The following is a 22,712-nucleotide window of genomic DNA, read 5'->3' as shown; positions in this document are numbered from 1 at the left end:
GCCTCCTGCATGGTCGGGAAAGCAGAGGCGCCGGCCGCTGGGGGCATTGAGCGGCCGGCGTCTCCTGTAATCGCTACTTCGCGGGATCGAAGTAATAGGTCTCGGTGCCGCTCGCCACCGGGGTCGGATAGGTCCAGGCGAACGGGCGGGGATAGACGTTGTGCAGGTTGGTCTTCGACACCGAGTAGAGCGGACCGGGCGAAGAGATGCCGATGGCATAGAATTGGTCGGCCGAGATCTCCAGCAATTGCTGCATCAGCTCGTTCTGCTTCACCGGATCGGCGTAGCGGGTGATCTGGCGGTAGAGATCCATCTGCTTCTTGACGATGGCCGGCGGCTCTTCGCCGGACTTGCCGCCGGAGGCGAACCAGTTGCCCCATGGCACCGCGAACAGGGATTCGTTCCAGAACGGGAAGTAGAAGGTCGGCTCGAACAGCGCGTCGACCATGCCGCCGCTGCCGAGGAAGACCGCGGCGTCCTGGTCGTTATTGTCCTTGCGATCGTAGAACAGGGTGCGATCCACGGTCTGGACCTTGGCGTCGATGCCGACCGCCTGCCAGTATTGCGCGGCGAGCTGGGTGGAATCGAGGAAGTCGCCCAGCGCCGGCATCACCATGATGTTGAAGCTGATGCGCTTGCCGTCCGGGCCGAGCCGGAAGCCGCCGCTGTCTTTCTTCGGATAGGCCTTGTCGAGCGCGGCATTGGCCTTTTCGACGCTGTACTCGGTGTACTGCGTGGCGAGGCGCTCATTATAGAAGGGCGACTCCTTGCGCGGTGCCGCCTGCCAGGGATCGCCCTGCCCGACAAAGGCCGCATCGATGATCGCCTTGCGGTCGATCGCGTAGCTGAGGCCGATGCGGAAATCCTTGTTGTTGAAGATCTCGCGCTTGACCGGATCCTTGTGGGTCAGGTTCAGCGAGATGATCGTGGTGTTCATGTCGGCATTCGGGCCGTCGGTGATCTTGATCTTGGCCTTTTCCGCCGCATCGGTGAACACCGCGCGGTTGGAATTGGCGTTGATGTGGCGATCCTGATAGTCGATCTCGCCATTCACCACCTTCAGCACCAGCGTCTGCTTATCGGCATTGACCGAGATGCGCAGGTCGTTGATGTAGGGAAGCTGGTTACCCTCGGTATCCACCTTGAAGTAATAAGGGTTGCGCACGAGCGTCACGAGCTGGGCGCCGCTGACATAGGGGTCCTTGATGACCCAGGGCTCCATAGTCGGGCGGTCGGGGTTCTGCCAGCGCTCATTGGCTTCGGTGTCGACAGCGCACTTCTTGATGAACAGCTCGGTCCAGCTCTGCACGCCCGCGGCCTTGATCAGGGCGTCGAGGCCGGCCTTGTTGTAGGCCGGGTGGAACTGCGAGCAGTAATGCTTGGCCATCATCGCCATCTGCACGCCATAGACGCTGGCGAGCTTCTGCGGGAACAGGCCGTAGGGTTCCTTGAAGGTCAGGGTGAAGGTGGTGTCGTCGACCTTGGCGAACTTGGCGAGCTCGCCGCCCGCCACCACCCAGTCGACCGCATTCGGCAGCAATTCCTTGTTGCCGGCGATGTCGTTGATGAAGAAGCCGATGTCATCGCTGTCGAACGGCTTGCCGTCCGACCATTTCAGGCCCTTGCGCAGCTTGATGGTGAAGACGGTCGCGGTGTCGTTGCTGCTGACGCTTTCCGCGAGATTGGGGATGACCTTGCCGCTCCACTCGCGGTCCCAGGCCAGCAGCGGCTCGTAGCCCGCGATGCGGAACAGCCAGTTGCGGTCGGAGCCGCCCACCATGCCGGAACGCCAGGTACCGCCATATTTGCCGACCTTCTCGAACGGCGTGACGACGCGCGGGCTGTCCGGCAGACGGTCGGACACTTTCGGCAGCTTGCCGGCCTTGACCAACTCGCCGAGCATCGGGGCTTCCTTGTAGTCGGCGGCGCTTGCGGCGCCGAGGCTCAGCCATGCGGCGCACAGCGCGACCACGCTCGGCCGCAGCGCCGTTCGGCTGACCCGCCATAGCCCTCCAGCACCAGTTGTTCGGGGACTACGATCACGCACCGCCATGACAACCTCCGCTGTTCAACCAGTCGAATTGGGAAATTCCCACCGTTACTTCAGCCTTGGTTCGAAGGCTTGCATGACGTACCGGACCTGTCAATAATTCATAAACTTGTCAGGCAGGTATTAAGCGCCTGATCTTCCCGGCGCCGGAAGCCGGCGCGCCGAGGCGCGGTAAAACCTCTTGCCTATCGCCAAGCAAGCATTCACCTTCCTCGACCGGGACCGGCGGAAACGGCGACAATGCCGCTCTCCGTCAGGATGTAAGACGAGTTACGCGACCTATCCCGCCAGATTTGGAAGGCGTTCATGAGCACCGCACCTCTTTCCGACGAGACGCGCAGCCTGCTGGCACAGCTCAGCACCGCGACATTGACCTCGCAACTCATGGCGCGCGGCCTGCGCAATACTTTCATGCAGGGGGTGCGGCGGCTCACCACCGGCGGGCCCTCCATGGTCGGCGAGGCCTTCACGCTGCGCTACATCCCCTCGCGCGAGGATATCGACGTCTCCGCCGTGTTCGAGGATCGCAACCACCCGCAGCGCAAGGCGGTGGAGACGGTGCCGCCGGGCCATGTGATGGTGATCGACTGCCGGCAGGACAATCGCGCCGCCGGCGCCGGCAGCATCCTCGTCACCCGCATGATGGTGCGCGGCGCGGCGGGCGTCGTCACCGATGGCGGCCTGCGCGATTCCCCGACCATCGCCGAGCTGGATTTTCCGGTGTATTGCGCGGGCCCCGCGGCGCCCAGCAACATCACCCGGCATCACGCCGTCGACATCAATGTGCCGATCGGCTGCGGCGAAGTCCCGGTCTATCCCGGCGACATCATCGTGGGCGACCGCGAGGGCGTCGTCGTCATTCCCCGCCATCTCGCCGACCAGGTCGCGCGCGACGGCCATGAGCAGTCGCTGATGGAGGATTTCGTCACCGAGCGGGTGATGGCCGGCGAGTCCATCTTCGGCCTCTACCCCGCGAATGCCGAGAGCATCGAGCGGTTCAAGGCGTGGCGGCAGGGGCGCTGACGGGTCGCCTGAGCCGTCTTCCCCGTCGGAGCCTGACCGCAAACTCCAATTGGCCTCATCCCCGGACTTGATCCGGGGATCCAGCCCATCCGCATGCACCCGCTCCCAAGTCTGGATCCCCGGATCAAGTCCGGGGATGAGGGTGGAACGGTGGCTCCTTCAACGGATAGGTCCAATCTTGGGTCAAGCTCTCAGGATGAGGGGGAGGGTCTCGCCGCCGCGTTTCAGATCAGCCTGTCAGCGGTGCGAGAGCCGGGCGAGCCGGTCACCTCACAGTACGTGATCGCCCAGCTTCGGGATGGTCTCGACGCCCCAGATCATGCGCTCGCGGATGATAGCGCGCGGGCGCTCGGGATTGACGCTCTCGAATTCGCGGGCGATGCGGTGGCCGTCGAAAATGGCATCGGCCAGATAGCGCGGGGCGAGGCAATCGCCGGAGCGCACCACCACTTCCAGGCCGACATCCGCCCAGCGCTCCTTGCGCGCGACCAAAGCGTCGTAAAGCTCGCGCTTCGACTCGCGCGCCGTGCACAGCACGACGGTGTCGCAGGCCAGCACCTCGACCGCGTCGCCGACCCGGCGCGGATACACGCCGGTCTCAGGCTGCGTGGTGCGGCGATAGCCGTCGCGATAGCGGTCATAAAGCACGACCTCGACCGCGCCGGGGCCGCCGCGCACCTCCTCGACCCAATGGCCGACCCGCTCATGGATGCCCTTCTCGCGCATCATGCGGCGGATGTTGTAGCCCTCAAGCGTGCGCTCGGTCATCGGCGCCACCGTCTCGTAATGGGTGACGAGGGTGACGTGCTTGCCCTGGTCCACCAGCGCCTCGGCGATGCCGATGGCCATGAAGTAGCCGTCGGAATCCATCACCACCACGCGGTCGCCGATCGGCTTGCCGGCGAAGTATTGTTCCGGCGTGACGAAGTGATCGAGCCTTGCATCGACGCCCGGCACCGGGTCCGGCCCGCTGGCGCCAAGCCCGTTGCCGACCCAGGAGGCGCCGTTCGCCAGCACCACGCGCGAGGCGCCGTATTCCAGTATGTCGTCCGCCGTCACCAGCCCGGTGCCGCGCATCAGCGTGACGTTGGCCATGCGCTGGATCTGGCTCTCGCGGTAATGCACCACGCGCGCCCATTCGGCGAGGCCCGGCAGCTTCACCACGTCCTGCATGTGGCCGCCAAGGGTGTCCCTGGCCTCGCACAGATGCACATCGTAGCCGCGGCGGCCGAGCACGCGGGCGCATTCGAGGCCGGAAGGCCCGGCGCCGACCACCAGCACGGTCTTGGCATGCGGCGTAGCCTCGAAGCGCTCGGGATGCCAGCCACGCCGGTATTCCTCCAGCGCGGTCGGGTTCTGGGTGCAGATGATGGCGTTGCTCATATTGTAGCGGGAGATGCAGGCATTGCAGCCGATGCACTCGCAGATATCGTCCACCCGGCCTTCGTCGATCTTGCGGGGCAGCCACGGATCCGCGATCGACGGGCGGGCGCAGCCGATGATGTCGAGCTGGCCGGTGCGCACGATGCGCGCCATCTCGTCGGGATCGGTAAAGCGGCCGACGCCAACCACCGGCACATTGGCGATGGCCTTGACCGCCGAATTCCACGGCGCCTGGTGGTTGGACTTGTAGAAGCGCGAGGGGCCGGAATCCTCGCCCCACATGTCCTCGCCCGAGCCGCCGATGATGACGTCCCACATGTCGACGAGGCCGAGCTTGGTGATGTACTCGACGAAGGCCAACCCCTCGTCGCGCAGTTCCAGCCCCCACGGGCCGGCAAGGTCGTCGATGGAGATGCGGGTCGCCACCGCGCAATCGTCGCCCGCCACCTTCTTCAGGCGCTCCAGCGCCTCGACCCAGAAGCGGGCGCGGTTCTCGAACGAGCCGCCATATTTATCGGTGCGCCGGTTGTAGTGGCGCGACAGCGCATGGACCGGGAACACACCCGCCGCGCCATGGACATAGAGAATGTCGAAGCCGGCATCGCGAGAGCGCCGCGCCGCGTCCTCATACATCTGCATGACGCGGTCGATGTCCTCTTCCGCCGCGGGATAGGTGTAGACCTTGGGGATGCCGCCGGAGGGAAAGCGGTCGAAGGCCGGCGCGACATAGCGGGTGAACAGATTGTCCTTCACGCCGCCGGCGCCGAGCTCCACGGCGGCGAGCGCACCCCATTTGTGCACCTCGTCCACCATGTGGCGGTGGTTGATGACATCGCCCTCGTCCCAGATCGTCGCATTGGTCGAGCTCGTCTGGTTGACCTCGGGGTGGATCGAGCAGGATTCGGTGCAGAGCCCACCCCAGCCGCCCTCGGCCTTCACCGCGCGATGCGCGGCATTGGAGCCCGGCCGCACATGGCCGATGCCAGTGCATTGCGGCACCTGGTAGAAGCGGTTCTTCATGGTCTTCGGGCCGATGCGGACCGGCTCGAACAGGATGTCGTAGCGGGGATCGCGCTGTGTGTTGCGCGGCGCGGCGGGATCCGAGCGGGTGTCCTCAGAACTGACGAACGGCGCGTTCATGGCTGGCTTTCCCGTGTCTCGAATTCCGGCAGATGCGAACCCGCGCAGGCTCCCCCCTGCGCGAGACGCCGCTCAGGGTTCTATTTCGGCGATGGCTTCCACCTCGACGCCGACGCCGCGCGGCAGGGTCGGCGCGCCGACCGCGCTGCGCGCATGCCGCCCGGCCTCGCCGAAGATCTCGATGAACAGGTCGGACGCGCCGTTGATGACCTTCGGCATATCGGTGAAATCCGCCGTCGCATTGACGAAGCCGGTCAGCTTGGCGATGCGCTTCACGCGGGAGAGCGAACCGCCGCAGGCGGCCTGCAGCTGCACCACCAGATTGAGCGCGCACAGCCGCGCGGCGGCATAGCCCTCCTCCACCGTGAGGTTCTCGCCGAGGCGACCGACGCACATCAGCCGGTCGTCGCGGCGCGGCACCTGGCCGGCGAGGAAGACGATGTTGCCGACCACGACCGCCGGAACGTAATTGGCGCCGGGCACGGTGGCATTGGGCACCTCGGCGCCGAGGGCGGCCAGCTTCTCGTCGAACGTCATGCTCATGCCCGGATCCCCGTCGGCTCGGAAGAAGTGTCGGCTCAGAAGAAGGTGCGGATGGCGTCCACCACGGCATAATCGTCATCGACCACCGGGATGACCTGCCATTTGTCGAAAGTGGTACAGGGATGCGAGATGCCGAACGCCACCATGTCGCCGACCTGGAGCGGGCTGTCGGCCGGCAGCACCAGATGGCAATGCTGGTCGTTGAGGCCGGCGACGGCATGGCGCTCGGGGATCGGCAGCGGCGGCCCGGCGCGGCCCGGGCGGTGCCAGTACAGCGGCTCCGGCATGCGCGAGTCATAGGACACGTCGCGCTTGCCCATGGCGAGGATGGCCTTCTCGGCCTCCGGGCGCGACTGCACATAGGCCCAAACTTCGAGCGCGTGGACCGGGCGCACGTCCAGCCCGTCGATCCCCGGCATGCGCTGGCGCAGATCGAGGAAGCGGTCCTCATAGGTGCCGGAATCATGGGTGAGGTAGCAGCCGCTGCGAATGACCACCTGGAACGTACGCGACAGGCCGGCCGCCTTGAAGCGGGCGGCGACGAGGTCGTAAAAGCTCGATCCGCCGGCGGTCAGCAGGATCGGGCCGGGCGCGAAGGCGCCGCGCTGCTCGCAGGCCAGCGCGATCTCGACGAGGAAATCGAGGAAGCCATCGACCCTCGCGGCCGCGTCCTTGCCCGCCAGCAGCCCCTCATAGCCGCCGACGCCGCTGAGTTCGATATAGGGCGCGGCGGCGATGATCGCCGCCATGACCTCCATCGCGTCGTCCAGCGTGCGGCAGCCGGTGCGCCCGCCGGGAAAGCCGCCTTCCAGTATGACGCGGAGCGGGCGCCCGCCGCCGGCCGCCTTCACCGCCGCGGCGAGGCGCTCGACGCCGGCCACCGAGTCGACGAACGACCAGAACTGGAAGTCGGGATCGCGCGCCACCTCCTCGGCCATATAGCGCGCGGCCTGCGCCCCGGTGACCTGGTTGGCGAGCAGGATGCGATCGAAGCCGTACTCGCGCGCCACCCGGATCTGCTGCACGGTGGCGAGCGTGATGGCGAAGGCGCCGTCGGCGATCTGCCGGGCGAACAGTTGCGGCGACATGGTGGTCTTGCCGTGCGGCGCGATGCTAGCGCCGGCCATGGCGAGGAAGCCGCGCATATAGGCGCTGTTGCGCTCCAGCGCCGAGCGCTTCAGCACGGCGAGCGGCAAGGGAAGATCTTCCCGCAGCACGTTCCAGCCCTGCCCGCCCACCGCGGACAGCGCCAACGGCCCGGCGCCGGGTGGAAGACCCTTGGTGCGGCCATCGACAAGGCTGCCCTCGATCCCGCTCAGATCGATCGCCGACATCCGCGCTCCCCATGCCCGCTGTGACTGGACAATTGTAAACTTATCAGACAGCTTCGTGCAAGAAGCTCAAGACGCCCAGCGTGATGATGGAGAAAGCGCTGTGTCCGGGGACGATCTGCTCGCGCGCCATGGCCTCACGCCGCTGCTGAACGCCTCAGGCACGGAAACCGTGTTCGGCGCCAGCCCGGTCCATGCCGACATCATCAGTGAGATCGCCGCCATATTGGCGGTTTCCGTCGACATGGCCGAATTGCAGGCGCTCGCCAGCCGGGTGATCGCCGGGGTCACCGGCGCTGAGGCCGGCTACGTCACCAATTGCACTTCGGCCAGCATCGTCATCGCCGCGGCGGCGGTCATGACCGGCGACGATGCCAGCCGCGCCGAGCGGCTGCCGGACACCCAGGGCCTGCGCAACGAGATCGTTCTGCAGAAGGGCCATGTCGTCAACTACGGCTCGCTGATCACTGGCGACATAAGGCTGAGCGGCGCCCGCCCGGTCGAGATCGGCGCCGCCTTCGATGCCGCCCCATACCAGCTGCGCGCCGCGCTCAGTCCCGCCACGGCGGCGGCGCTCTATGTGGTCTCCCACCACACCGCGCAGAGCGGCATGATCGCGCTCAAGGATTTCATCCATGAGGCGCATGCCGCCGGCGTGCCGGTGATTGTCGATGCCGCCGCCGAATATGACTGGCCCGGCATCATCGCTGCCGGCGCCGACCTGGTGCTGTTCAGCGGGCAGAAGGCCATGGGCGGCCCGACCGCCGGCATCATCGCCGGGCGCGCCGATCTGGTGCGCGCCTGCGTCATCCAGCGCCACGGCGTCGGCCGCCCGATGAAGGCCGGCAAGGAGGCGGTCATCGGCGCCATCGCCGCCATGCAACGCTGGAGCCGCCGCGACGAGGCAGCGGTGCAGGCGGCGGTGCTGGAGCGTGCGGAAAGGCTGGTCGCGCTGTTGCAGGGCCTGCCCGGCATCGGCGCATCCATCGTGCCCGACGAGACCGGCAACCCGTTCCACCGGGTGATCCTCGAGGTCTCGCCGGCGCTGGCGGGCGGCAATGCCCACGCCTTGGCCCGCGCCATCGCCAACGGCACGCCGCGCATCATCGTGCGCGACCTGCTCGCCGATCGCGGCCTGTTGCAGGTCGACGTCCGCCGGCTGGACGCCGACAGCCTCGCCTTGCTGGCCACCCGCATCCGCGATGCGGCGGGCGCGCTTCAGGCCTTGCGCGGCACATAGCCGGGGGTGATGAACGGCCCGCCCTGGTACTTCACCGCGGGATCTTCCATGTCGCGCGTGTCGCCGTCCGGGATGAGCGCATCCTTGAAGCTCTCGGCATTGTCCTGCGGGCGGTAATCCACATTCGGCGCCGCCGCATTGCTCCACCAGGAGCGGTCATTGTTCGACACGCCGTAAAGGATGGTGCAGCCGAGATGGGGCGCGGCGAAGCACGCCTCGATCAGGCGCAGCAGGTCCTCATAGCTGTGCCAGGTGGAGAGATGGCGGGGGTCGATCGGATCCAGCCGCGCGGTGCCGATGCGCAGGCACGCGCTCTCCACGCCGTATTTGTCGTAGTAGAGGCTCGCCAGATCCTCGCCGAATGCCTTGGACACGCCATAGAGCGAGTCCGGCCGGGTGCGCACATTGGCGTCCAGCCGGTCGTCGCGCGTGTAGAAGCCGATGGCGTGGTTCGAGCTGGCATAGACGATGGGCCCTGCCCCGAAGCGACGCGCCGCCTCGTACACATTGTAGGTGCCGAGAATGTTGGACGACAGGATGCGGTCGAAGCTGGTCTCGTAGGAGATGCCGCCGAAATGGATGATGCGCCCGGCGCCCTCCACCAGACGGTCCACCGCCGCGGCGTCCGCGAGATCGGCGATGACGATTTCCTCGCCGGGCAAAGCCGGCCCAAAATCGACGATGTCGGTCGAGCGCAGCGCGCCGTATGTCTCGATCAGCCTAGGCCGCAGCCACTTGCCGAGAATGCCGCCCGCGCCGGTGAACAAGGTAGGACGGTCATTCGCCATTCGCGGAGCCCTTCAGCAAACCGGAGGCATCTCCGGCGGAATCGACAACTTGTAAGACGATTTTATAAGACTGTCTCCGCTATACAATGCCCTCGGCAATATGTGCCGCGACGGGCGCTCTCAATGAGGTTTCCCGGCTCCGACCTGGAAATCGGTAGCCGGTCGACCGACAGGGTGTCGAGGCGCCCGTCCGGATGGAAGGGCGTCGCGGCGACGACGTAGGCGCCCTTGGCGGACGCATCGTGCGTCAGGCAGTGCCGTCCTTCTTCGCCGCCTCATAGCGGGCCTTGGTATCCGCATTCATCGGATAGAGGCCGGGCAGCGGCACATCGCGGCCAACCTCGTTCATGATCCAGGCCTCAGTCCGCTCCTGCTCCGGTGCTTCGGCCAGGACCTCGGGCAACAGCGCGGCGGGTATCAGCACCGCGCCGTCGTCATCGACCACGATGACGTCGTCCGGGAACACCGCGACGCCGCCGCAGGCAATCGGCTGCTGCCAGGCGACGAAGGTGAGCCCGGCGACCGAAGGAGGGGCTGCGACACCGTTGCACCAGACCGGAAGGCCGGTGCCGAGCACGCCGGCAACGTCACGGACCACGCCGTCGGTGATCAGCGCGACGACGCCGCGCTTCAGCATGCGGGCGCACAATATGTCGCCGAAAATGCCGGCGTCGGTGACGCCCATGGCGTCTACAACGGCGATACAGCCGGCCGGCATCGCCTCGATCGCGGCGCGCGTGGAGATCGGCGAGGCCCAGCTTGCGGGCGTGGCGAGATCCTCTCGGGCGGGAACGAAGCGCAACGTGAAAGCCGGGCCGACGAGGCGCGGTTGGCCGGGCGCGAGCGGCTTGGTGCCGCGGAGCCAGACATTGCGCAGCCCCTTCTTCAGCAGGACAGTGGTGATCGTCGCCGTGGAGATTGCCTTGAGCGTGTCGACGACGCTTTGTTCGAGTGCCATTGGTTTCCTCAGATGCTCTGGATAAGGCCGCCATCGATGCGGATGACCGAACCGGTGATGTAGGACGCGCGCGCGCTGGCGAGGAATGCGACAACGTCGCCATATTCCTGCGGATCGCCGTAGCGGCCGACCGGGATGGAGCCGGTGCTCTCGGCGGCGACGTCGGCGACGCTGCGGCCCTCGCGCTCGGCCTTGCGCTCGTCGAGGAAGCTGATGCGTGGGGTGGCGATGCGGCCGGGAAGCACGATGTTGCAGGTCACACCGTCGCGACCGACTTCACGCGCCAGCGTCTTCGACCAGCCCACCAGCGATAGCCTGAGCGCGTTGGAGATGCCGAGATTGGCGATCGGCGCGACAACGCCGGACGAGGTCGAGGTGATGACCCGGCCCCATTTGCGCGCGCGCATGCTCGGCAGCACGCGGTCCGTGATCGCGATGACCGAGAGCACCATCGACTGGAAGCTGCTCAGCCAAAGGGCTGGATCCTGCCCGGCGGCCGGCGTCGGGGGTGGCCCGCCGGTGTTGTTGACGAGCACGTCCACGCCGCCGAAATCAGCCTCGATGCCGGCGATGTTCGCCTCGATCACCGACAGATCCGCCAGATCCCAGCCGATGGGCCGGGAGTGGCCGCCGGCACCGGCGATCGCGGCGGCAGTCGCCTTGGCGGCGTCGAGATTGATGTCGGCGACGATCACCGCCGCGCCTTCCGCTGCCAGCGCCTTCGCGATAGCGCCGCCGAGCCCGCCGCCAGCACCGAACACGAGTGCGGTCTTCTGCTGAAGTCCGAGGTCCACTAGGGCATCTCCATGTGCCGGTTTGTGTGGCGGCGGAGCCGCCACAATGTGCGAGCGGCGGTGCGGACGCCCGGGAGCACCGCCGCGAAGCCATACGCATTTCCTTCCGGCAGTCTGGCTTCGGCGCGGAAGATTGGAAATATCAACGATGCTATTTTCTAATGATATAAAATGTATATGGACACGCGCTTCCTCGAGAGCTTCCTCATGGCATAGCTCGGTTATCCGACGACTGGTCATGCTTTTGGTGGACCGTGCTCAACTCTCTGTCGTCGCCGGCCGGAAGCCGGCCCCTGCGAGCGCGGCGTGGCTCTCGGGGGATACCAATGCAGCGAGGAATGCTTGCACTGCCGGTCGCTGCTTTCGTGATGTCACTACCGCGAAATCGTAGTGTTCTTCCGCCAGCGGAATGAAGCCAAGCCCGGAGGCACGCGCCACTGGCGCGGTGGTCATACCCCAGTCGGCGCGATGCTGGCCGACGGCGGCGGCTACGGCGTTATGCGACTTCGGCTGATTCCAATAGCCATTCGGCCGCGCCGACCCGAGAAGGCGATCGATCAGGATGCGGGTGCCGGCACCCTGGTTGCGGTTGACCATGATGCAGGCGGGGTCGGCCAGTGCCGCATGTACCGCGTCCTGCGCATTCAAGCCCTCGAAGCGCGGATCGTCCACACGAAACACGATCCCCTGCATGCGGCGCCAGCCAGGCACCAGTTCGAGACCTTCGGCGAGGAACGGCGTGTTGTAGCGCCCGGTCTTTTCGTCGAACAAATGAATCGGCGCCAGGTCGCACTCGCCACGCTTCGCTGCCGCGATGCCGCCGAGGCTCCCGACCGAAATCGAGCGCACCGAGAGGCCGGCGCGCGCCAGCGGCGCAGTGACCAGATCAAGTCCGGTGCAATGGCTGCCGATGATCACCAGATCCGGTACGCGGACATGCGGCGTGAACAGCGTCACCGCGGTCTCGGTGCCTGCCGGCATCTGGTCGGCCAGCGCATCGATTCGCAAGAACCCGTCGGCCTGAGCAAAGGATGTGATCGCGCCCGATCCCTTGCCGCTTGGATAGGCTATCAGGCCGCCGTCTGCAGCGACCAGCGACACCATCACGAATTCGGTACGGCCGAGCTCCGACGCGATCCGCACCGGGATCTTCGCCGAGACCTGCGCCTCGGCGCGCGGCGGCAGCCCGGCGAGGCGTCGCAGAAGGGGGACAATGATGTCGTGGAAGGTGAACATCGCCGAGGTCGGAAAGCCCGGGAGGATCACGACGATTTTGCCGTCGCACACCGCCAGGCACAGCGGCTTGCCGGGCTTCAGCGCCACGCCATGGGCAATGATGCCGGGCAAGCCTAGCCGCGCGATGATCCGGTGCGAGACGTCGCCCGCCCCCTTCGAGGTGCCACCGGACAGCACCAGCATGTCGCAATCCGCCAACGCCTCGCGCATGGCGGCTTCCAGGATTTTCTCGTCATCCGCGATGGCGCCAACGAAGATCGGATCGCCGCCGTTCTCGATCACGGCGGCGGTGACGATGGCGCCGTTGGTGTCGTAGATCGCGCCGGGCCGCAGCGTCTGACCGGGCTGCACCAGTTCATCACCGGTCGACATCACCGCGACCCGCGGACGCCGCACCACCGACACATCGGCGATGCCGCAGGCGGCGAGCATGCCGATCTCTCGCGATCCGATCATGGTGCCGCCGCGCAGCAGCGTCTCGCCGCGCGCGATGTCGGATCCGGCATAAGACACGAACTGGCCGGGGGACGCGGCGCGGCGAATCTCGATCGCATCGGCGCCAAGCGGCTGGGTGTGCTCGACCATGACGATGGCATCGGCGCCGCGCGGGACCGGCCCTCCGGTGGCAATCGACGTCGCCGTGCCCGTGAGAACCGGCTGAACCGGTGCTTTGCCGCAGGCAATCACCTCGTCATTGAGCGATATGCGCGCCGGCGCGCTTTCGCCGGCACTTGCAAGATCGGCGGAGCGCACCGCAAAGCCGTCAACGTTCGAGCGATCGAACGGCGGCACGTCGATCGGCGCGACGATGTCAGCAGCCAGCGCGCGGCCCAGGGAGTCGGCGAGCGACTTCCGCTCACTCGGGACGTCGCGCGGAAACAGCGCCGCCTCAAACCGCTCAATGGCGTCCTCGCGCGACAGGATGTTCAGAAACTGGTCCTGATCAACGCCCTCACGAGGCTTCGCAACCGTGTCATTCGGCATCGTGAACTCACAGGTGGGTCTTCAGTCGCAGGTCTTCAGTCGCAGGACTTCAGAAGATAGGCATCGACGACCGCTCCCGCCGCAAAACCCTCGCTGCCTGCCGGAATGGCGCACCAGGCATCGGCCGAAGCGATTGCGTCCAGCGAAAGATCGCCAACCGCAAGCGGCATCCATGTCGCATTGGTTTGCCTGAGCAGTGCAATTTCGGCAACACCGACGCCCGATGCGATCTTTCGCGCGAGCGGTAGCGTCACCATTGGTCGCGATACCCGCAAGGCGAGGTGATCCACCATAGGCAGTGCCAGCGTCCACCACGCCGCCAGCGCCTGATCCGGTGCTCCAGGCAATGCAATGACGGGGATGTTCTCGTTGATGCCGATGGCAGTGGTCCGGCCGGGCTGTAGTGCGATGCCATGAGCCAACACCACGCCGGATTGCGCCAGCGCGAGGACGGTAGCGTCGCCGCGGCCGACGCCGGTGCCGCCAATGGTGATAAGCAGATCGCTGGCGTCGCCCCGCAGTGATGCGGTATCGCCGCGCGTGACCATGGTGCCGGCGGCCTGCGCCAGCTCGGCGATAAGGTGCACGGTAAGATCGCGCTTCTTCGTCGTCGGCATGTCGATCAGCCGCAGGCTCGGTCGCCGCACCGATATCGATGTGTATCCTGCCCCCCTCGCCCGCACGAGGTCGAGGCTGCGGATCGGATGTCCCGCGGCGACAAGCGCGCCGCCCCCGGCGATATCGCTACCCGCGCGACGAACACCCTGCCCCGGAATGGCTTCTGCCGTTACCTGCACCAGCGGACCGAACGCATCGACGACATCGGCGTCAACCACGCAATCGCAATCTTGAGGCATCGCATCGCCGGCCTCGACCCAGCAGGGTGCGGCGGCCATCGCCAGCGGCGCATAAGACGACGCGCCGACCAGATCGCGCGCGGCAAAGGCCCAGCCGTCGAGGGTAGCGATATCGCGCGGCGGAAATGGTTCTGTCGCCGCCATCTCGGCGGCCACGCATCCTAGTGCATCTGCCAGCAAAACATCCCGCGGTGCCACCGGCTGCAAACCACCGCACAGCATCTGCCGCGCCACATCGAGGGACGTCAGCGACAGTGGCAGGCGCTGCGTCATGAAGCAGTCTCCAGAGGCGACGCCAAGCGACCACAACCAGCTTCGGATTGTCGTCGAAACTAGGTCCGTTGTCCGGCATAGACAAGCTAAGCCGCCATCAGCCGCATTAGCGATCATACGGCTCGACTGACCATCGCACCGCGAGGCTGTACCCCACGCTTGATCGTGCGGATGCCCTCAACAGCTGGCGCGTCGCGAAAGTCGTCTTGTCCGCTCACTTTCCAGAGCAAGATGGCTGGACGCATCGTGACATCGGGGTCGACCGCGCAACCGCAACCTCTGACCTCGTATCGTCGGCTTTAATCCACTCCAACGCGACGGCCATCGTTCGCACCGGGAGGAGGAACCAAGCGTGACCCCCAAGGCTTCTCCATTTATCAAGGAGTGCCACCATGCGTATCGCCATCGTCCTCCTTTCGACATTTGCCTCGGTGTTTGCCGCATCCGCGCAAACCGGGACAAATTCCAATGACAAGAAGCCGGGGGACTCGCAGCACAGTACCGGGAGGACCGTGCTGCCCGAAAGCAACAAGGGACAATTGCAGCCGCAGGGCTGGACCGGTCCGATCAGTACCGAAAACGGCGGCGCGCCAGCGGGAAGCCCGCAGGGACAGTCCGCGCCTGGCATGCAAGCGGCGCCCGAGGGATCGTCAAAGACAATCGTGGATACAAAATAATTTACCGGCCTCTCACGCCCGGCTGATGTCAGAGGCGCACACTTGGCTCAGCAAAGGCGTCAGCGGCTGATTTCTGGACAAATTGGTCGAGCACCACGCCACCGGTAACTGCAATCAGGACGGCAACTAGACAGGCCGCGATGAACGCCCGCATCAAAGCCTCCAATTTTTGTCTCTGCTCGAGAGCATTGTATGGTCTATTCGCAATATGATCATTTGTCGATGTCTCGCCAATATTCCGCTTTGTGCCGCATCAACCTTCTAAGCTAAATGCCTCGGTTTCGATATCGATGAAGACGCGGCCAAGCGTGCCGACATGCACGTAGAACGCTGTCGCGTTAGACTTTTCCAGATCGACGAAGAACGACCTGAACCACGGCACCACATGCGCCTTGAAGAATTCGCGGTCGGCGCCGGCCGGCGCTGCTATGTTCCCGCCGATCAATCCGGCCATGATCTCGCACACGATCGCGGCGTGATCCTCAGGTTCGGATTGCGAGGTCTTCTCGATTGCCAGCTCCCGCAGCGTTTCCCGCAGCCGTTCCAGAGGTCGGCCATATAGCGAGCCAGCCAGATAAAACGACGCGTAAGGCATTAGCCCGTTTTCGCCGAGGCCAGCGAAAAGATCGAAATACTCCCGCCGTACCGTCTCAGCGTTGGCACTGGCCGCGGCAGCGCCGAGCGCCGCATGGGCAAGCCCGAGCGGACTGTCGTTACCACGCAGCAAGGCCAGGCGTTCCAATACGGCCGCGTCGGGATTGCGCATGAGCAATGTTGCCAGCAGCGCATATTCCTGCGCGCGTGCGTGATCGAGATCGTCGATGGTGGGGTCTAGATCAGTGTTCACCTCGGCAGTGCTCCGCCCTGCGGCCGCCGCCGGCGCGACATCCCCTCCCCGACCGAGACCTGGCTGTCTTCCAATGCGACAGCGCCGGGAGATCCGTCTGCCTCTGTGTTGGTCACGGCTTCAGCCACTGGCGGCGGCTCTCGGCGAACCGCAGAGCCTTCAACAGGATTTGCCTCCGGAGCAGCGTCCGACGCCGCAATTACCCTTTCCGCGATGTCTTCGGGTCTTCCGAGTGCCTGCGCCAGCAGCGCCGGCAAATTATCGGTGGCACGCAGCGGACCGAAGCCAAAGATTGAACTCGGATCGTTGAAATTCCACTGATTTTCGGCAATGCCGATGAAATCCCGGATCGATGGATCCCTTGCCCAGGCTCGTCTCAGCGCCGCCCGCGTCAATTCCGGCGGAACATGCGGTTGCAGGAAGCCGCGAATATCGGTGCCGATCTCGATCGACTCGATCGGCGGCAGGCTGGCCGGATCGAAAGCCGGGTCAGGCTCGTCGACAGGCTGGGAATCGACGAGTGTTTCCCGAGAGGCGCCTTCATCATCGCCTATCGCGGGAGGCGCTTCGACACCAGAGGTCTCCACCGCCCCTGGCCCGACCTCCGGTTCGCTCTTCAGTCGCGACCAGCGGCTGAAGAAGTTCTCGGTGCGGCTCATTTGCCGACATCCGTTTCCGGACCGAGCGCATCCGAAGGCGTCCGGCGTCGTTTCTTGAACGGCCGCTCGACGTGATATTCGGCGATGAATTGGCGGACCGTCTCGAGCACATCCGCGGGCATCGGCAGCGCCTCCACGATATTGTCACCACCATCCGTAAAGGCCTCTCCCTCGCCGGGATCAGCAGTGACAGACAGCACGCGGTACGGAAACTCGGAAAGCACCGGCTGCAGCACGACCCACAGCATCGGTGCGTCGGAGTTGATATTGTCGCGGTAATAGACAGTTTCGGTGCGATGCAGTTCGATCGCGGTCTCACCGGCATAAAACAACGTCGCACCGGTAGTGGTTTCAATCGGCGTCCCCGGCATAGCAGCGGGCGTTCCGATCAGGACTGATACCGGGCGCCACAGATAGTCTGCCCACTTGCTCCTTGCCGCGCGACGTTCAACCACGACGCCGACGGGAATTACCAACAATGCGGTCGATCTCATTTGACCAACTCCGCGCTACGGATCGGCAATCCGTTGATGATGTTGTGCGGCTTCATCTGCAGCAGTCCATCTTCGTCGACGGCCATCAGGACATAGACCGGCTCGCCCCTGACTGACTCGATCATATCTGCTGGATGGACGAATATCAGGCGGTAAAGCGCGATCAGACGCGCGCGCGCGGCGTCATCGATGCTACCGGAGCGCCACAGCAAATCGCCGATCCGGGTAGCCTCGGCATCGAGGCCGACATACCAGGACAGCGGTGCCTCGCGCAGTTCCGTCAGCGGATCAATCACGGTGTCGATCGCCAGCAAATGGGAAATCCACCGGGTCAACACCAAGATGAACGCCGCGGCGCCCGGCTCGCCGCCGCGCAGATCAAGCGCAAAGTCGAACAGGTCACTGCGATCCCAGTAGCTATCAGCATTGCTGGCGCAGAGCGTCTCATTTCCCGACTCGGCTGGCATTCCAAGCAGCGAATACAGCGGTGACGCTGCATGAGGGTTGAAGCACGGCGTGTTCTCGTCATCGCTGACGGTCAGTTGTCCCCCATCCAACCGAACCTTTTGCGGACGAAAAAATAGCTCGCTCGCGCGCAGTACGAAAGCGTCGTCGCAATCATCCAGCAAGTTGCGCAGGATCAGATGAACCAGTTGGTCGATGAAGATGCGCGGATACACCACGTTATGACGGACAAGATTGAGATAGGCGGCCTCGATCGTGTCGTGCCGGACCAGATGATCGCGCCAGGCAATCATCATCTCCCAGTTTTCACGTGCATCGGCGTCGGCGATATCGGCAATCTGCAATACCGTAATTGCCGCTCGCGGATTCCGAAGCAGCATCTGATGCAATCCGCGTTCGGCGTCGCAGGCTTCCGGCGGCGGTACCAGCTCCGGCCGCGCCAGATAAGCCTTCAGGAATTCTTCGGTGACCACGAGTCGCCCCTCGGCATTGCGGTCCAGCAAATGGTGGCCGCTGGAGAGCCAGAAATCACGCCGCGTACTCACGTCCGGTCCCCGCGCTCCAGCGTTGTGAGGTCGAAATGTTCCTCGGGCGCCTCATCATCGCCGATCACCTCGACGAACTGGAACGGTCGATGGCCATCGGTATCGGCGCGCGGACGCAGCGTGCGAAACACTTCGCGAATCCCAGTTTCTTCGCAGCTGCGCGAGACCGCGATCAGCAATCCATCGGGATGCTCGCACAGCGATTCAACGAAGGCGACCTCCTCTTCCGCCGCGGGCATGGCGGTGGTGAGATCGGGCGCGCCGCAGCGGGCAATGAGCTGGGACGCGAGCGATCCAACCAGTTCATGGCGATCCTGCGCGCTGGCCTCTACCACTTGTGCCAACGACGAATGGCCGAACGATCCCACGCCGAGAAAGCCGGCACGAAATGCGGTACGCGCCTTACCTTGCAGTTCAGTGATGTTATGTCGCGCGAACATGAAAGCGCCGGAGACCGCCCACTCGCCAGGCTCGGCCGCCTGTTCGAACACGAATGTGTCCGAAATATCCAGCCGGATGGTGCGCAGTAGCTTCACGTGCGCCTCCTGTCGTTTCGCGATCCAGGCCGAGGCCAAAGCCGCGCGTGAGATTATAAATTTCTCGTGATACATCGCCAAATATCGGCAGGTGCAGGCATTCGCATTCGGATATCGCGCTCTGTATTTGTCGAATGCTGAGCATATAGTGTAATCAGGTTTTCGACCAATTGGCGTCGGCCCGTGCAGCCCGGTTTGCGGAGCAATTCGGCTTCATGACATCTCCTTCCGAACAAATCCTGATTTGCTCCTGTGAGGACACAGTACCACTCGACGCGGATGCGGTCGGACGTGGTTGCAAAGGCAGCGAGATTCTGACGGCGCGAAACCTTTGCGGCCGTGAAATGGACCGCTTTCGCGTGATCGCCGCAGCGGATAGAGCGCTGACAGTCGGGTGTACGCAGGAAGCTGCCTTGTTCTTGGACGTGTCATCGGAGACGGCGCGGGCCAATGCCATCAAATTCGCCAATATCCGCGAGACCGCGGGCTGGTCCAACGATGCCGCCAGCGCAAGTCCCAAAATGGCTGCGCTGCTTGTGGCTGCCGCCGAGCCGATGCCCGATGTCGCCTCCATCAAGCTTGAAAGCGGCGGCGTCATCCTGATCTATGGCCGCGACCAAGCCGCGGTGGATGCCGGCAAGCTGCTCAAGGATCACCTCGACGTCACCGTGCTGGTTGCGCCTGGTGCCCATATCATTCCCGGTGCGACGACGAGCTTCCCGATTGCGCAGGGCAAGGTGCGCACCGCAAGAGGCCATCTCGGCACCTTCGAGATTACCGTCGACAGCTTTGCGCAGTCCCTGCCATCGTCCCGTGACGTGCTGAAGTTCGGGCCGGTGCGCAACGGCGCGCGGTCGAACTGCGATGTCGTGCTCGATCTGTCCGGCGGCAACGCACTATTTCCGGCGGCTGACCTGCGCGACGGGTATCTGCGCGCCGACCCCGGCAATCCGACAGCGGTGCTGGAAGCTGTGCTGAAGGCCCGCGATCTGATCGGTACCTTCGAGAAGCCGCGCTATATCACCTTCGACGCTTCGCTGTGCGCGCATTCGCGCTCGCAGATCGTTGGCTGCACGCGCTGCCTCGATCTTTGCCCGGCCGGCGCGATAGCGCCGGCTGGCGATCACGTGGCGATCGATCCGAATAGCTGCGCCGGCTGCGGCCAATGCGCCGCTGCCTGCCCGACCGGCGCCGCCTCTTACGCGGTTCCGCCCGAAGACGCCTTGATGCGCAAGCTGCGCGCGCTGCTGCTGACCTATCGCGAGGCCGGAGGCGAACAGGCGATTTTGTTGTTTCACGACGAGCCGCACGGCGCGCCGCTGATCGATGCGCTGGCCCGCTTCGGCGACGGGCTGCCGGCCAACGTCCTGCCGGTCGCAGTCAACGAGATCACCCAAGTCGGGTTGGAGAGCATTGCCGCGGCCATGGCGTACGGTGCTGCGGCGACACGCTTCCTGCTGCGCGCGCGACCGCGGCATGACCTTTCCGGACTGACGCGCACAATAGCTCTGGCAGATTCCATCCTGACCGGACTTGGCTTCGGCGGCAGCCGGATCGCGACGATCGAAACCGATGACCCCGATGTGCTGATTGCGACGCTGCGTGCAATTCCCGAATTGCCGATCGCGCCGCGCCCTGCAAGCTTTCGGCCGGTTGGCGCAAAGCGCGGCGTGCTGCGCGTTGCAATGGGCGAGTTGCAGCGCGCGGCGCCAGCGCCGGTCGATGTCATTGCGTTGCCGACCGGTGCGCCATTCGGCGCCATCGAGGTCGACGTCGGCGGCTGCACACTGTGCCTGTCTTGTGTCTCGGCCTGTCCGACCGGCGCGTTGCGCGACGACCCCGAACGCCCGATGCTCCGGTTTGTCGAGGACGTTTGCGTGCAGTGCGGCCTGTGCCAGGCGACATGTCCGGAAGACGTCATCACGTTGAAGCCGCAGATCGACTTTCGTGCGGTCACCGCCCCCGCAAGGATCCTGAAGAAGGAAGAGCCGTTTTGCTGCATCAGTTGCGGCAAGCCGTTTGGCGTGAAAAGCACGATCGACCGCGTTATCGCCAAGCTGGAAGGCAAACACTGGATGTACAGCGGATCATCGCGGCGGATCGACGTCATCAAGATGTGCGAGGACTGCCGCGTCGCATTCGTTGCCAGTGAAGGGTTCGATCCCTACGCAAATAAGCCGTCCATCCGCACCACGGACGACTATCTGCGTGAGCGCGAGGGCATCGCAAAGCCGGACAAGGATTCGAACTGAGCGCCTATTCCGCCGGAGTGGGCGCGGACCGGATCGGTTCCTTTTCAAGCTTTTGCGCCAGCCACTGGTCGTGATGCTCTTTCGCCCAGTTCAGGTCGACCTCGCCCGATCCCATCGCCTCGAACGCGCCTTCCATCCCGAGCGTGCCGATATAGATGTGCGCCAGGATCAATGCGACGAACATCACGGCGACAACGGCATGCACCACCTGCGCGACCTGCATGCCCGCAATATTGGTAAGAGCGAATGGGAACAGTAAAAAATAGCCCGAGACAGATACGACGATGCCGGCCCCAAGCGACAGCCAAAAGACGGCCTTTTCGCCCAGATTGAACCTTCCGGCGGGCGCATGTCTCGATTTAATGAAGCCGCCGCCTTTCTTGACCCACTCGATGTCTACCTTTGCCGGTACATTATCCTTGATGAAGATTACAGCAATCAGGACGAGCCCGACCACAAAGGCGAAGCTGACGAAATTGTGCACGTACTTGGCGATCTGCGACACGTCGGAAAACGCCTGCGGACCGATCAGCGGCAACAGCAGCAGCTTGCCAAAGGTGATATTCAGCCCGGTGATGCCAAGCACTACGAACGACACCGCTGTAAGCCAGTGTGAGAAACGCTCGATCGCCTTGAAGCGCACGATCTTGAGCCCAGACCTCCCGCCCTCGATTCTCAACCGCCCCATCAGCAGATAGGCCAGCGCCAGAACCGCAATGGTGCCCAGGATGACGATGGCCGCGCCCCAATGCAGCAGTACCTCATGAAAGTAATCCCAGGTCCGCCCCATGGGCTGGATCAACACCGCGGCCTTCGTATCGGGAATGTCGATGCGCCCCTCGGCGCGCGGAAACTGCTTGAGCACCTCCTGTTCGCTGACGTGGCTGGCGTCAGGATTGGGCGAACCATCCGGATTGAACTTTTCCGCGAATGCCGACCCAGACAAGGCAACGGTCAGCAGCGCCAGCGTAACCAACATGCCGCGCAGCGACGCCAGAAGCGATCTTGCCATGATCGTCATCCCGTCTCTCAAACCTCGATGCCCTCGTGGTAAGCCGTCATCCAGCCCCAGGCACCTGAACCATAGCCGCGCTTCAACACGCGCTCCTTGTAGATCTGCGCAATGATGTCACCGTCGCCGGCCAGCAGCGACTTCGTGGAGCACATCTCCGCGCAGAGTGGCAGCTTGCCTTCGCCGAACCGGTTCGAGCCGTACTTCGCGTATTCCTCGGCGCTCCCCGACACCTCGGTGCCGCCGCCGCCGGCACAATAGGTGCATTTGTCCATCTTGCCGCGCGAGCCGAAGTTGCCGACCTTCGGGTACTGCGGGGCTCCGAACGGACAGGCATAGAAGCAATAGCCGCAGCCGATGCAGACATCCTTGGAATGCAATACGATCCCGTCCTCGGTCGGATAGATGCATTCCACCGGGCAGACCGACGCGCATGGCGCATCGGTGCAGTGCATGCAGGCCATCGAGACCGAGCGTTCGCCTGGCTTGCCGTCATTGATGGTGACGACGCGACGGCGGTTGATGCCCCATGGCACTTCGTTCTCGTTCTTGCATGCGGTGGCGCAGGCGTTGCAGTCGATGCAGCGGTCCGCGTCGCAGAGAAACTTCATGCGAGCCATAGTCA

General features: G+C 64.6%; 21 protein-coding genes. 4 read left to right on the top strand and 17 right to left on the bottom strand.

Annotated elements, in window-relative coordinates; translation table 11 throughout:
• Positions 1–73: 73 nt before the first annotated feature.
• A complete protein-coding gene (locus G3545_RS26425) occupies positions 74–2,053 on the bottom strand; it encodes an ABC transporter substrate-binding protein (protein WP_170017267.1) in 1,980 nt (659 codons plus the stop codon).
• A 303-nt stretch (positions 2,054–2,356) separates the two neighbouring features.
• On the opposite strand from G3545_RS26425, the gene G3545_RS26420 reads away from it, so the two are divergent.
• Positions 2,357–3,073 carry a ribonuclease activity regulator RraA gene (locus G3545_RS26420; protein ID WP_170017265.1) on the top strand — a complete coding sequence of 239 codons (717 nt, stop codon included), beginning with the start codon at positions 2,357–2,359 and terminating at the stop codon, positions 3,071–3,073.
• A gap of 270 nt (positions 3,074–3,343) precedes the next feature.
• Here G3545_RS26420 and G3545_RS26415 read toward each other — a convergent pair whose 3' ends face one another.
• From G3545_RS26415 to G3545_RS26405, 3 genes are all read right to left on the bottom strand, one after another.
• Positions 3,344–5,596, bottom strand: coding sequence for an FAD-dependent oxidoreductase (locus G3545_RS26415; RefSeq protein ID WP_170017263.1), 2,253 nt, complete (start codon positions 5,594–5,596; stop codon positions 3,344–3,346).
• Positions 5,597–5,668: 72 nt separating this feature from the next.
• A complete protein-coding gene (locus G3545_RS26410; RefSeq protein ID WP_170017261.1) occupies positions 5,669–6,139 on the bottom strand; it encodes a RidA family protein in 471 nt (156 codons plus the stop codon).
• A 35-nt stretch (positions 6,140–6,174) separates the two neighbouring features.
• Entirely contained in the window at positions 6,175–7,473 is a 1,299-nt protein-coding gene (locus G3545_RS26405) for an amino acid deaminase (protein WP_170017259.1), read from the bottom strand.
• Positions 7,474–7,573: 100 nt separating this feature from the next.
• On the opposite strand from G3545_RS26405, the gene G3545_RS26400 reads away from it, so the two are divergent.
• A complete protein-coding gene (locus tag G3545_RS26400; protein ID WP_170017257.1) occupies positions 7,574–8,710 on the top strand; it encodes an aminotransferase class V-fold PLP-dependent enzyme in 1,137 nt (378 codons plus the stop codon).
• On the opposite strand, the gene G3545_RS26395 is transcribed toward G3545_RS26400, so the two are convergent.
• The 5 genes from G3545_RS26395 to G3545_RS26375 all read right to left on the bottom strand — a co-directional run bounded on the left by G3545_RS26395 (position 8,689) and on the right by G3545_RS26375 (position 14,600).
• Positions 8,689–9,498 (bottom strand): NAD(P)-dependent oxidoreductase, encoded by an 810-nt coding sequence (locus tag G3545_RS26395; RefSeq protein WP_170017255.1) that lies wholly within the window; start codon positions 9,496–9,498, stop codon positions 8,689–8,691. The two genes, G3545_RS26400 and G3545_RS26395, sit on opposite strands and share 22 nt — an antisense overlap.
• Positions 9,499–9,745: 247 nt before the next feature.
• Positions 9,746–10,456: a ribonuclease activity regulator RraA gene (locus G3545_RS26390; protein ID WP_170017253.1), complete on the bottom strand. Its 711-nt coding sequence runs from the start codon at positions 10,454–10,456 to the stop codon at positions 9,746–9,748.
• 8 nt (positions 10,457–10,464) lie between these two features.
• A complete protein-coding gene (locus G3545_RS26385; RefSeq protein ID WP_170017251.1) occupies positions 10,465–11,250 on the bottom strand; it encodes an SDR family oxidoreductase in 786 nt (261 codons plus the stop codon).
• 258 nt (positions 11,251–11,508) lie between these two features.
• Positions 11,509–13,470 (bottom strand): molybdopterin biosynthesis protein, encoded by a 1,962-nt coding sequence (locus G3545_RS26380; RefSeq protein ID WP_170017249.1) that lies wholly within the window; start codon positions 13,468–13,470, stop codon positions 11,509–11,511.
• 35 nt (positions 13,471–13,505) lie between these two features.
• Positions 13,506–14,600, bottom strand: coding sequence for a molybdopterin-binding protein (locus G3545_RS26375; RefSeq protein WP_170017247.1), 1,095 nt, complete (start codon positions 14,598–14,600; stop codon positions 13,506–13,508).
• A 392-nt stretch (positions 14,601–14,992) separates the two neighbouring features.
• Here G3545_RS26375 and G3545_RS26370 point away from each other — a divergent pair, with 392 nt between their 5' ends.
• Complete coding sequence (locus tag G3545_RS26370) at positions 14,993–15,277, top strand: hypothetical protein (protein WP_170017245.1); 285 nt, start codon at positions 14,993–14,995, stop codon at positions 15,275–15,277.
• A 28-nt stretch (positions 15,278–15,305) separates the two neighbouring features.
• Here the strand turns inward: G3545_RS26370 and G3545_RS29955 are convergent, their stop codons facing one another.
• The 6 genes from G3545_RS29955 to G3545_RS26345 form a co-directional block, all read right to left on the bottom strand.
• A complete protein-coding gene (locus tag G3545_RS29955) occupies positions 15,306–15,431 on the bottom strand; it encodes a hypothetical protein (RefSeq protein ID WP_281411692.1) in 126 nt (41 codons plus the stop codon).
• A 99-nt stretch (positions 15,432–15,530) separates the two neighbouring features.
• A complete protein-coding gene (locus G3545_RS26365; protein WP_246702573.1) occupies positions 15,531–16,124 on the bottom strand; it encodes a molecular chaperone TorD family protein in 594 nt (197 codons plus the stop codon).
• On the bottom strand, positions 16,121–16,783 hold the full coding sequence (locus G3545_RS26360; RefSeq protein WP_170017243.1) for a DUF3306 domain-containing protein: 663 nt from the start codon (positions 16,781–16,783) through the stop codon (positions 16,121–16,123). Before G3545_RS26360 ends, G3545_RS26365 begins: the two co-directional genes overlap by 4 nt.
• A complete protein-coding gene (locus G3545_RS26355; RefSeq protein WP_170017241.1) occupies positions 16,780–17,277 on the bottom strand; it encodes a DUF3305 domain-containing protein in 498 nt (165 codons plus the stop codon). The genes G3545_RS26360 and G3545_RS26355 overlap by 4 nt, the downstream gene beginning before the upstream one ends.
• A complete protein-coding gene (locus G3545_RS26350; RefSeq protein ID WP_170017239.1) occupies positions 17,274–18,287 on the bottom strand; it encodes a DUF6352 family protein in 1,014 nt (337 codons plus the stop codon). The genes G3545_RS26355 and G3545_RS26350 overlap by 4 nt, the downstream gene beginning before the upstream one ends.
• On the bottom strand, positions 18,284–18,823 hold the full coding sequence (locus G3545_RS26345; protein WP_170017237.1) for a DUF6505 family protein: 540 nt from the start codon (positions 18,821–18,823) through the stop codon (positions 18,284–18,286). The genes G3545_RS26350 and G3545_RS26345 overlap by 4 nt, the downstream gene beginning before the upstream one ends.
• 215 nt (positions 18,824–19,038) lie before the next feature.
• Here G3545_RS26345 and G3545_RS26340 point away from each other — a divergent pair, with 215 nt between their 5' ends.
• Positions 19,039–21,075, top strand: coding sequence for a 4Fe-4S binding protein (locus G3545_RS26340; protein ID WP_170017235.1), 2,037 nt, complete (start codon positions 19,039–19,041; stop codon positions 21,073–21,075).
• A 4-nt stretch (positions 21,076–21,079) separates the two neighbouring features.
• Here G3545_RS26340 and G3545_RS26335 read toward each other — a convergent pair whose 3' ends face one another.
• Both G3545_RS26335 and fdh3B read right to left on the bottom strand, forming a co-directional pair.
• The gene (locus G3545_RS26335) at positions 21,080–22,096 is read right to left on the bottom strand and encodes a formate dehydrogenase subunit gamma (protein ID WP_246702572.1); all 1,017 of its coding nucleotides are present in this window, start codon (positions 22,094–22,096) and stop codon (positions 21,080–21,082) included.
• Positions 22,097–22,104: 8 nt separating this feature from the next.
• Positions 22,105–22,707, bottom strand: coding sequence for a formate dehydrogenase FDH3 subunit beta (gene fdh3B, locus G3545_RS26330; protein WP_170017233.1), 603 nt, complete (start codon positions 22,705–22,707; stop codon positions 22,105–22,107).
• Positions 22,708–22,712: the final 5 nt, after the last annotated feature.

Origin of the sequence: Starkeya sp. ORNL1, assembly GCF_012971745.1 — a bacterium.
Lineage (GTDB): Bacteria > Pseudomonadota > Alphaproteobacteria > Rhizobiales > Xanthobacteraceae > Ancylobacter.
The sequence above is the reverse complement of the archived record's forward strand: the minus strand, read 5'-3'. Positions and strand labels throughout refer to the sequence as shown.